The 2,114-nt window shown below is 54.3% G+C and carries 3 protein-coding genes; 1 reads left to right on the top strand and 2 read right to left on the bottom strand.

Annotated features, from left to right (window positions below; genetic code table 11):
- Together GX147_09940 and GX147_09935 are read right to left on the bottom strand one after the other, a co-directional pair.
- The coding region (locus GX147_09940; protein ID NLN60992.1) for a permease at positions 1 to 498 on the bottom strand (498 nt) is incomplete at its 3' end.
- Positions 495 to 977, bottom strand: a complete 483-nt coding sequence (locus tag GX147_09935; GenBank protein NLN60991.1) for a permease — start codon at positions 975 to 977, stop codon at positions 495 to 497. The genes GX147_09940 and GX147_09935, both read right to left, overlap by 4 nt.
- A 419-nt stretch (positions 978 to 1,396) precedes the next feature.
- Between GX147_09935 and GX147_09930 the strand changes: the two genes are divergently transcribed.
- Complete coding sequence (locus GX147_09930) at positions 1,397 to 2,041, top strand: hypothetical protein (GenBank protein NLN60990.1); 645 nt, start codon at positions 1,397 to 1,399, stop codon at positions 2,039 to 2,041.
- Positions 2,042 to 2,114 lie beyond the last annotated feature (73 nt).

Here is a 2,114-nt window from a genome sequence, read left to right as displayed (position 1 = left end):
GCTTCTGCCCATGAGCGAGGTGAGAAAAGAGATAAGCAGGATGGCCAGCACGGTCAAGACCCAGCGGACGGCCATGAAATTCAATCCCAGATACTTTGCTTCGTTCAGCAGCATGGGCAACTTGATGACTGCCCAGGCACTGAGGATGATGACCAGGTTGCGCAGGGAAGCGCCTTTCTTGTGGAGCATGACACACATGGGAAACGCCGCGTAGAGTGGACCGGCGGACAGGCTGCCAATAAGGAAGGAGAGCAGGATTCCCTTCACGCCGGCTTCCCGGCCCAGATAGCGGAGGATCTTGTCTTTGGGGATCCAGGCATCCAGGAGGGCGGTGAGGATGAAGACCACCGGCATGATCATGACCATTTCCCGCAGATAGTAGACGCTGTTGCCCGCGGACTCGAGGGCCGTTTCCCGTTTGACAAGCAGGAGGATCAGATAGGCGGCCAGAACCAGAACAAAAAACAGATTTTTACGGATAAAAGTCAGAATTTTCACATCACAACCCCCATGGCCAAGGCGATCAAGAGGGCAAAAAGGAAACTCAATCCGTTTCTTGCGACTGTGAATTTAACGCCGAAGGTTTTCTTTTCCAGCGGCAAGGTGACGATGCCTACCATGGTTAAGGTGGTCAGGGAGGCAACCGCGGGTACCAGGCTGACACCGGCGCCGACCAGGGTTCCCACGAAGGGGAAGGCAATGAAGGCCGGTACCAGGGTCACGGTTCCGAAGAGGGCGGCAACCAAAGTGGCCAGGAAGACCGACTGCCGGCTCATGAATTCCGCGATCGCGTCGGGAGGCAGCAGGGTCAGGATCAAGCCAATAGCGATGACAATTGACAGGATGGCAGGCGCCATGCCCACGCCCATCTTAAGAGCCATTTTCAGCGCTCTTTTGGTCCTCGCCCGATCCTTGAACCAGGAGAAGATGAGAAAGGCCAGGGTGCCAATCCATAAAATAAGGGTAAAGACATCCACCAGTTACAACCTCGTTCGACTTTTTGAGGCAGGATTTGGCGTTATTCTACCACCACCCGGGAGGATGAGACCGGAAAACATTATGGAGTTGTAATGCAAATGACTCACAAGACGCGGTTTACATCTTTAATTTCTTTGTTTATTAGGTTACCGTCATAGATAGGTTCAAGCCTTTTGAATCAAATTCAGATCCACGATGGGCGCCAGCCCTTCCACCGAAAATGAAAAAAGCTACCTTACTTTTAGTCTCAATATTCCTTTTCCTTGCCGTCCTGTCTGCTTGCCGGGACGTGCGAAGCGATGATCGACTTTTTCTTCTGACCTCCCAGCCGGCGGATCCGCCTGTATGGACCAGCCAAACGACCAGGCCCGAGCTCAATGATGCCGGATCCTGCGAACTATGCGGAGTAGAGGTTCAAATGGATTGCGGGCATGAACCGCCGGAAGATGTCGCCGCTTTCATTCCCTGTGAAGAGACGACGGAAGCCTTCCTTCCCCGCCCAAAGCATTCGGCCCGAACCAAGGTGACGGAACCGGCGCCGACAACGACCGCGCCGACGACCACCAGAAAGCAGACCCAGGCCACCACAAGTAAGGCGAAAACCACAACAACAGCTGCCACCACGGCAGGTACCACCACCAGCACAACGACAAAAGCGACGACCAAGGAAGAGGCAGGGTTTTTCAACGACGCCTACGAACGTCAGGTCGTGGAGCTGATCAACGTGGAGCGGGCCAAAGAAGGCTTGGCTCCCCTGACCATGAACAGCTCGCTTCGTGATTCGGCCCGGACCAGAGCCCGGGAGATCATCAACTGCTGGGGGCATAAACGGCCGGACGGCAATCGTTTTTCCTCAGCCATCAAGATCGGTTTTTGTGGAGCGGGAGAGAATATCGCGGCCGGCCAGTCGACTCCGGAACGGGTGGTCAAGTCCTGGATGGCTTCGCAGGGTCATCGTGACAACATCATGAACCCGAAATTCAAGCTGATCGGGGTGGGTTGCTACTATGATTATTCCACCCCCTATAAGAGCTACTGGAGCCAACTCTTTGTAACTCCGTAGATCAGCTGACCTTTTCCAATTTCCCAAAGAGAATATAACGCGCGTTCTGGAAACTGTAAGTACAGGTCACCAG

Source organism: Deltaproteobacteria bacterium (assembly GCA_012522415.1).
Taxonomy (GTDB): domain Bacteria; phylum Desulfobacterota; class Syntrophia; order Syntrophales; family JAAYKM01; genus JAAYKM01.
Note: the sequence above shows the minus strand (reverse complement) of the source record. Positions and strands in the feature narration are given on the sequence as shown.

What these genes read in the sequence shown, in the direction of transcription:
- GX147_09930 (NLN60990.1), top strand. Translation starts at nt 1,397, where the DNA reads ATGGATTGCGGGCATGAACCGCCGGAAGATGTCGCCGCTTTCATTCCC.